Source organism: Hamadaea sp. NPDC051192 (genome assembly GCF_040682475.1).
GTDB lineage: Bacteria > Actinomycetota > Actinomycetes > Mycobacteriales > Micromonosporaceae > Hamadaea > Hamadaea flava.
In genome coordinates this window covers 43,036-50,998 of sequence record NZ_JBFBAZ010000055.1, presented here as the reverse complement: position 1 = coordinate 50,998, position 7,963 = coordinate 43,036, and the positions used below count along the sequence as shown (strand labels likewise).

At 68.8% G+C, this 7,963-nt stretch carries 6 protein-coding genes and 1 tRNA gene; 4 read left to right on the top strand and 3 right to left on the bottom strand.

What is annotated here, in order from left to right; all coding sequences use genetic code 11:
- Nucleotides 1-896, bottom strand: an 896-nt coding sequence (locus AB0M47_RS23120; RefSeq protein WP_363417264.1) for an EamA family transporter, incomplete at its 3' end; no start/stop codon positions are given.
- Nucleotides 893-2,158, bottom strand: coding sequence for an MFS transporter (locus tag AB0M47_RS23115; protein ID WP_363417261.1), 1,266 nt, complete (start codon nucleotides 2,156-2,158; stop codon nucleotides 893-895). The genes AB0M47_RS23120 and AB0M47_RS23115, both read right to left, overlap by 4 nt.
- 73 nt (nucleotides 2,159-2,231) lie before the next feature.
- Between AB0M47_RS23115 and AB0M47_RS23110 the strand changes: the two genes are divergently transcribed.
- From AB0M47_RS23110 to AB0M47_RS23100, 3 genes are all read left to right on the top strand, one after another.
- Nucleotides 2,232-2,726 carry a MarR family transcriptional regulator gene (locus AB0M47_RS23110; RefSeq protein ID WP_363417258.1) on the top strand — a complete coding sequence of 165 codons (495 nt, stop codon included), beginning with the start codon at nucleotides 2,232-2,234 and terminating at the stop codon, nucleotides 2,724-2,726.
- A gap of 163 nt (nucleotides 2,727-2,889) precedes the next feature.
- Nucleotides 2,890-2,974 (top strand) — tRNA-Leu (locus tag AB0M47_RS23105).
- An 81-nt stretch (nucleotides 2,975-3,055) separates the two neighbouring features.
- Complete coding sequence (locus AB0M47_RS23100; RefSeq protein WP_363417255.1) at nucleotides 3,056-4,591, top strand: AMP-binding protein; 1,536 nt, start codon at nucleotides 3,056-3,058, stop codon at nucleotides 4,589-4,591.
- Between the two features lie 24 nt (nucleotides 4,592-4,615).
- On the opposite strand, the gene AB0M47_RS23095 is transcribed toward AB0M47_RS23100, so the two are convergent.
- Nucleotides 4,616-5,788, bottom strand: a complete 1,173-nt coding sequence (locus AB0M47_RS23095; RefSeq protein WP_363417253.1) for a branched-chain amino acid ABC transporter substrate-binding protein — start codon at nucleotides 5,786-5,788, stop codon at nucleotides 4,616-4,618.
- 161 nt (nucleotides 5,789-5,949) lie between these two features.
- Between AB0M47_RS23095 and AB0M47_RS23090 the strand changes: the two genes are divergently transcribed.
- The gene (locus tag AB0M47_RS23090; RefSeq protein ID WP_363417250.1) at nucleotides 5,950-7,962 is read left to right on the top strand and encodes an EAL domain-containing protein; all 2,013 of its coding nucleotides are present in this window, start codon (nucleotides 5,950-5,952) and stop codon (nucleotides 7,960-7,962) included.
- The last annotated feature ends 1 nt before the right edge of the window (nucleotide 7,963 follow it).

Here is a 7,963-nt window from a genome sequence, read left to right as displayed (position 1 = left end):
GCGCCCGCCGAGCGGGCGGGAGCGGAGCGGGCGGGAGCGGAGCGGGCGGGAGCGGAGCGGGCGGCGAGGAGCGCACCCGCGACGGTGGCGCCGAGGGCGACGATCGCCCCGACGACCTGGACCGGCGTCAGTGCCTGTCCCAGCGCAGCCCACCCGATGATCATCGCGGCGACCGGGCTGAGCAGCCCGAGGAACCCGGCCGAACTCGCCGGCAGCGATGCCAACCCCCGGAACCAGAGCCAGTACGCCACTGCGGTGTTCACCGTCGCGAGGTAGGCGTACCCGGCGATGTTGGTCAGCGACAGGGCTGGCGGAGCGCCCTCGATGAGCAGCGCCAACGGGAAGATCACGAGTCCGCCCGCGGTGAGCTGCCACGCCGTCGTCGTCAGGGCGTTGACGCCGTCGGGCCGGCCCCATCGCTTGGACAACACTGTTCCCGCAGCCATCGCGGCCGCCCCGACCAGTCCCGCGGCGAGTCCGACGGCGTCGAACGAGGCACCCGGGCGCAGCACCACCAACGCCACTCCGAGTACGCCGACCATCCCGGCGGCGACTGCGCGTACCACCGGACGTTGTCCGAGGAGGACAGCGGAAAGCCCGATGACGATCAGCGGCTGCACCGAGCCGAGCACCGCGGCGACACCGCCCGGCAACCGGTACGCCGCCAGGAACAGCAGCGGGAAGAACGCCCCGATGTTGAGCACTCCGAGTACGAAGGCCTTGCCCCACCAACTTCCGCTGGGCAGTTTCCGGGTGAGCAGCAGTAGAAGCAGCCCTGCCGGCAGCGCCCGCAGCAATCCGGCCAGCAGCGGCCGGTCGGCCGGGAGCAGTTGGGTCGTGACGGCGTACGTGGAGCCCCAGGCGAGCGGGGCGAGCGCGGTCAGCAGCAGTCTCATCGGGCCACCGCCAGTTCACGCGGCGTCGACACGACCGGACGGGTGTAGACGGCGTCGGCGGGCAGCCGGCGTTCCAGTCCGATCAGGATCGCCGCCCCGGCGGCCGAGCTGACCGCCAGCGCCAACCACGGCAGCCGCCCGTCGATCGCCAGCAACGCGGTGAACAATCCCGGCGCGACGGTCGACGACAGCGCCCACGACAGCTGGTAGGTCGCCAGGTAACGACCCCGTGCGCTCTCCGGCGCGGCGCTCACCGAGAGCGCCCCAGCGCTCGGGCTGTGCACCAGTTCACCGGCCGTGTACAGCACCAGCAACAGGATCAGGCTGACCATCAGCACCTGCCGGGGCATCGAGCCGAGCAGGGCGTACCCGATGAAGGCGCCGGCGAACAGCAGCGAGCCGACGGCCGCGACCCGCGTGCGGCGGGCGTACCGGCGGGTGAACCGGCCGACCGGCACTCCGGCGAACGCGCACAGCGCCGTGTTCACCGCGAACAGCGGTCCGGCGACCGAGGCCGACAGCCCGAACTCACTGACCACATAGGACGGCAGCAGCATCGTCAGCGCCGCGTACCCCAAGGCGATCAGGAAGTTCGCACCCGTCAACGCGGCGAACGGACCGTCGCGGAGCACTGCTCGATAGCTTGCCTTCTCGCGTACAACTGGAGCTTTGACGGTCTTGATCCCCACCGCGAGGAGCGCGGCGAGGAAGAAGCTCGCGCCGTTGAGCCACGCGGCGATCACGAATCCGGTGTCGCCCGCGAGCGCGATCACCGCGGCCGCGAGCAGGCCGCCCGCCCCCAGACCACCGTTGCGCACGCTGCGCGTCAGCGCCATCAGCCGGTCACGCTGCTCGCCCGTCGCGACCTCGCCGATCAGCGCCTGCTGGATCGCGGGAAAGGCGCGCTCCCCCGCGGCGCTCACGGTCGCGATGGCGGCGAAGGCGCCGAGGCTGGTTCCCAACGGGTACGCGAGGAAGCCGAGCCCGCGTAGCAGGTAGACGGCCTGGCGGGTGCGGTGGGCACCGAACCGGTCGACGAGTGTGCCCGCCAGCGGCAGTGCGGCCATCCCCACGAACCCGGTGACGGTCAGCACCGCGCCGATCGCAGCCAGAGACAGGCCGGTCACCCGCTGGAAGAAGATCAGGCTGAACGGGACGTACATCCCCGATCCGATGGCGTCGACCAGCATCCCGGCGATCAACCCGCGCTCGGCCCGCTTGCTCAGCGCTTGCCCGTTGGACGCGCTCGACTCATTTAGCATGTAAGTAACTTAGCACTAAGCTAGTTACTGTCAAGCTAGTATCTTCCGTGCTAGCTTCGTGCTAGCCTGAGGCATGCGACAGGACGGCGTGGACGCGATCATCGAGCAGTGGCGCACCGAACGCAGCGACCTCGACGACCTGCTCCCGATGGAGGTCTTCGGCCGGATCTACCGGATCGCCGGGACCATGGGCGACCAGATGGAGAAGGCGTACAACCGGTTCGGCATCGGCCGCGGCGAATTCGATGTGCTGGCGACCCTGCGACGAGCCGGCGCACCCTACGACCTGTCCCCCAAGCAGCTCTCCGACACCCTCATGCTCACCACCGGGGGGATGACCGGGCGGCTCGACAAACTCGAGAAGGCCGGACTGATCACGCGTACGCCGGACCCGACCGATCGCCGGTCGCTCCGCGCCCAGCTCACCGATCGCGGGCGTGCCCTCATCGACGACGCTGTCGCCGCCGGGCTCGAAGTTCAGCGCTCGGTGCTTTCGCACCTCGCTCCTTCCGCGCGTCAGCAGCTCGCGGATCTGCTTCGCGATCTGCTCGCCGCTTCCCGCTCGTGACGCTCGCTTCGCTCACTCCCCCTCCCTCCGCGTTGATCATGGAGTTAACTGTGGTCTCGGCGGCGTGTCGAGGGGGCAAACTCCATGATCAACGCACCGATGGGGGACGGCGCGGGCGGCGCGATGACCCCGGGTCGGCGAACGTCTACACTGCGGGGGTTGCGCGGGAGTGGCGGAATTGGCAGACGCCCCGGTTTTAGGTACCGGTGCCTTCGGGCGTGGGGGTTCGAGTCCCCCCTTCCGCACCACAAGTTCCCTTGCTCGAACTGCCGGCAGGCAGGCATCGGTGTTTTGGCTCGGGCCGGTTCCGGCCGTGGATACGCTGGGCCATGGCCGCTACACCTGCCGCCAACGTCGGGGTCGGTTCGTGGATCGAGCGCCGCGCGAGGGTGTCGCCGGATCGCCTCGCATTAGTCGGGAACGGCCGGTCGCTGACCTACGCTGAGTTGGCCGATCGGGTTCGACGACTGGCCAACGGTCTGCTGCGCCTGGGCGTGGAACGGGGCGATCGGGTCGGGTGGATCGGACCGAATCATCCGGCGTACCTCGAGTCGCTGTTCTCTTGTGGACTGGTGGGCGCGGCGCTGGCCCCGGTCAATCACCAGTTCGCGGCGAGTCAGGTCCGCGCAGCCCTCGACGAGACGGCTCCGACGGTTCTGATTCAGCATGACGCGACCGATGCCGTATCGACGCCGGCTTCGGTCCGCCATCGGATCGCCTTGGCGGGCTCCGCCGACACGGCGCTCGACTTCGAGACGCTGGTGGCCGAGTCGCCCGACGCTCCCGTGGACGTGCCGGTCGAGATGGACGACATCTGCCTGCTTCCGCATACCTCCGGCACGACCGGATCGCCCAAGGCGATCGCGCTCACCCACGCGAACGTGACGTGGAACGTGGTCAACCTGCTCACCTGCGCGGATCTTCGCGGCGACGACGTGACGGTGGCGATCGCTCCGTTCTTCCGCGTCGGCGGTACCGGCATGAACGTCCTGCCCGTCCTCTTCCTGGGCGGCACGGTGGTCGTTCCGGAAGGCACGGGTCCCGAGGCGATCCTGCTGGCGATGCAGCGTCACCAGGTGACCGTGGGCTTCGGCAATCCCGACCTCCTCGACGCGCTGACCCGGGCAACGGCCTGGCCATTGGTCGACTTGTCCAGCGTTCGCTTCATGCTCACCGGCGGCGCTCCCGTGCCCGAACGCCTCATCAGGCAGTACTTGGATCGCGGGGTGACCCTGTTGCAGGGCTACGGGCTGTCCGAGGCGGCACCGCTTGCGCTCCTGCTCGATCCGGCCAGTTCGCTCACCAAGATCGGGTCGGCCGGGAAACCACCCCTTCTCGTCGACATCCAGATCGTGGCTACCGACGGGACTGTGGTCGGTGCGGGCGAGATCGGAGAGCTACTTGTACGCGGTCCGAACGTGATGGCCGGGTACTGGAATCGACCTGAGGCCACCCGCGAGACCATCACTCCGACGGGCTGGCTGCGTACCGGCGACGCGGCGCGCGTCGATGAGCAGGGCTATGTCTGGATCGTCGACCGAATCGCCGATCAGTTCTTCGCCGCCGGCGAGCCGGTCTATCCGGCAGAAGTGGAACGGGTGCTTCTCGGCCATCCGTCGATCGCCGACGCCGGTGTCACGCAGGTGGTCAGCGGAGACGGCCGCCAGACGGTGGTCGCCGTCGTCGTACCGGCGGCCGGGTCGACGGCGACCGAGGAGGAACTCCTCGCCTTCGGCCGCCGACGCCTCGCGTCCCACCAGGCGCCCTCGTCCATCATCTTCGTCGACCATCTTCCGCGGAGCACCGTGGGCAAACTGGTGCGTGCCCAACTCCCAGCCTTGATCACTGAGCGCCCTGATCACTGAGCCGAATAGTCGGGCCGGTGCCGGTCAGCGGGACAACGGGTCCTGGACGAAGGTGCCGTCCTGGAGTCGGAGAAGCATGAACCGCACGTTCTTCTGCGTACCGTCCGGGTTGAAGCCGGCCGAGCCGGTGAGCAGATCGACGTCGCCGGGCTGCGTCTCGGCCAGCGCCGTGCGGATCGCGGATCGATCGAGGCTGCCGGCCCGCTTGATCGCGCTGACGGCGAGCTGCACCGCGTCGTACGCCTGAAGGGTGAACGGCCCCGCGTCGTGCCCGGCGAGTGCGCGATACTTCGCCGCCCAGGCGGCAAGGTCGGGCAGGAACTCCGGCATCGGCAGGGCCACGCCGTACGTGCCGTTGAACGCCGCCGCGTCGACCCCACGGAACACCGCCGGATTGACGCCGCCGTCGGAGAGCATGACCTTCCCCTGGTAGCCCGCCGCGCGCAGGTCGCGTATCAGCTTGCCCGCCTCGGCGTAGTAGCCGGTGAAGAAGACCAGGTCGCCGTGCGCCGCCTTGATCCGCGCGGCGACCGCGTCGTAGTGGTCGGCGCCCTGGCTGATCTGCGCCTCGCTGATCACCTCGATCTCGCTGCCGGGCTTTCGGGCCGCCGCCCGAGTGCCCTGTGCGACCGATTCCGAGAAGCTGGTCCCGTCATGGACCAGGACGACCTTGTGCCCGTCGAGGTGGGGCATCCACTCGACCGCGCGTTGCGCCTCGATCGTCGTCGTCCCCGACAGGAGGAAGACGTTGTCGTACCGCGGGGAGATCAGGTCCGTGGAGTTGGCCGCCGGGATGACCATCGGGATGCCGGCGTTGTGGAAGATCCTGAGGGTCGGCACGGTCGCGCTGCTGCAGTAGCCGCCGACGGACACGGTGATGTCCTTTTTGATCATTTCGTTGGCCTGGTTCACGGCCGTCTCCGGATCACACGCGTCGTCCGCGGTCACGATCTCGACCCGCCGCCCGAGTACGCCGCCCGCGGCGTTGATCTGGTCGGCCGCCATGGTGAGAGCGGGAATGATGTTCGCCGCCGACGGCGCGTTGTCGCCGGTCATCGGCATGAGCGCGCCGAGCTTGATGACGTCCGGCGACGTGGTCGGCGTACTGCTTCGGCCACCGCTGCCGCAAGCGGTGACGCCCAGGGTGAGGACGACGGCGACCGCCAGCATCCTGCGCCTGATTCGTCCGCTAAGCATGCTTTCACCTTTCGCCAGCAGTCCTGTAGTGTTGCACACCTTGACGCGGATCCCGAACCTTCGCATAGGCAAGTTTTCGCAGGTCATAGCTGCTGCAAGAGGAGAACGCGGCGCGAATGACAAGAGATAGACGTAAATCTGATGCGGCCGTAGATCGCGTCGTGCGGGCAACCGATGGCTCTCGCACGGACGCCCGCGCCCGTCGGTCACGAAGCCTGCTCACCACCGGCGCACTGGCCATGGTCCTGGTGGCTCTGGTCGGGTTCACCCTGTGGGGCAGTCTGCAGACGAGCAAGGCGACCGCTCGGCAGAGCCAGGCGCAGACGTTCGACGCACTGTTCAGCGACGCCCGCGCGGCAGTGGCGCTGGAGGCCGCCCAGATTCGCAGTTACCAGCTGGAGCCCTCCAACGCCGCTCGCACCCGCTACCTGAAATCGGTCAACGCAACCGCGGCCGTTCTGCAGAAGGCAGCGGTGTCGGGGTTCCCGCCGGCCGCCGCCGACGCCACGCGGTTGAGTCAAGAACAGGCCACGTTCCGCGACTCCGCCGATCGACTGATCAACCAGGTCGCCAATCAGGATCCGGCATCCCGGCAATTCGATCGCCTGGAAGTCCAGCCCCTCTACTACACGCTGCAGCGCGACATCGACGACGTGGCGAACGGCTACCACAGCGATGCCCAGCGCATCACTTCCGAGCTGCAGCACATCCAGTCCCGGATCCTGATCACGATGGTGGCCGGATTCGCGATCGGGCTCGGCTTGGTGGCCATCATCTGGCGGGTCGTGCTGGGCTACCAACGGCGGCTCGTCGTCGAGGCCGACGCCAGCGAGCACCTGGCCCTCCATGATCCGCTCACCGGGCTGCCGAATCGTGCGCTGTTCCAGCGCCGGCTCGAAGCGGCGCTGCACGACCGGCGGGACACGCAGCCCGCCGTCATGATCGTGGACCTGAACGAATTCAAGTCCGTGAACGACACGCTCGGCCATCACGCCGGCGACGAGCTGCTCACCGCGATCAGTCGACGCCTGCAGGTACTGCTCCGGGCCGGCGACACCGTCTCCCGTCTCGGCGGGGACGAGTTCGCCGTGCTCCTCCCCGCGGTCGCCGACGTCGCAGTCGCAACCGGCATCGCCCGGCAGGTGGGTGACGCGCTGCGACAGGACTTCCGGCTGACCGCCGGCCCGGCCGCGGTGAGCGGCAGCATCGGCCTCGCCATCGCGGACGAGTCATCCACCGCCGAGACGTTGCTACGTCGCGCCGACGCGGCGATGTACCGAGCGAAGGCTGACGGCTCGACGGTGGCCGTCTACGACGCGCAGCTCGACGCCGAACGGCCCGAGCGGATGGCGCTCTTCGGAGAGCTGCGCGCCCTGCTGGACGGCGGTGACCCCGACGACCAACTCGTCTTGTATTACCAGCCTCAGGTGTGCCTCGCGACCGCCTCGGTCACCGCGGTCGAAGCTCTGGTCCGCTGGCGGCACCCTCGGCTCGGCCTGCTGCTGCCCGGGGCGTTCCTCGCGATATCGGAGTCCGGACGCCTGGAGATACCGCTCACCTACCACCTGCTCCGGCTGGCCGTCCGGGACGCCGCGGCCTGGCAGGAGCACAACCCGGTGACAGTCGCCGTGAACGTCTCGCCCAAGTGCCTGCTCGACGAGGAGTTCGCGCACCAGGTGCGATCTGCGCTGGCCGAATCCGGGCTCCGGCCGTCACTGCTGCGGCTGGAGGTCACCGAGAGCAGCATGATGACCGACCCCGACAAGGCGCTCGCCATGCTGCGCCAAGTCCAGGGGGACGGCGTACAGGTCTCGATCGACGACTTCGGCACCGGCTTCAGCTCGCTCCACCAACTCCGGCAACTGAACGCCGACGAACTCAAGGTCGATCAGACACTCACCAGTCGCGTGGCGACCGATCCCGGCAACGCCGTGCTGGTACGCAGCGCGATCGATCTGGCGCACAACCTGGGTCTCTTCGTCACCGCCGAGGGCGTGGAGGATCTGCGTACGTTGGCCGTCCTCCGCGACTACGGATGCGACCAGGCGCAGGGGTTCGGAATCGCCCGGCCGGTGCCGGTCGACAACCTCGAGACCGCCTGTGCTGTGGCCGAGGAGCGGGCCCGCATGATCGCCGAACCGAGTCGCCCGTTGACGCCCGACGCCGTCGCCTGAC

Bases quoted from the DNA above. Each gene is read 5' to 3' on its own strand.
- AB0M47_RS23110 (WP_363417258.1), top strand. From the start codon at position 2,232: ATGCGACAGGACGGCGTGGACGCGATCATCGAGCAGTGGCGCACCGAA.
- AB0M47_RS23100 (WP_363417255.1), top strand. From the start codon at position 3,056: ATGGCCGCTACACCTGCCGCCAACGTCGGGGTCGGTTCGTGGATCGAG.
- AB0M47_RS23095 (WP_363417253.1), bottom strand. From the start codon at position 5,788: ATGCTTAGCGGACGAATCAGGCGCAGGATGCTGGCGGTCGCCGTCGTC.
- AB0M47_RS23115 (WP_363417261.1), bottom strand. From the start codon at position 2,158: ATGCTAAATGAGTCGAGCGCGTCCAACGGGCAAGCGCTGAGCAAGCGG.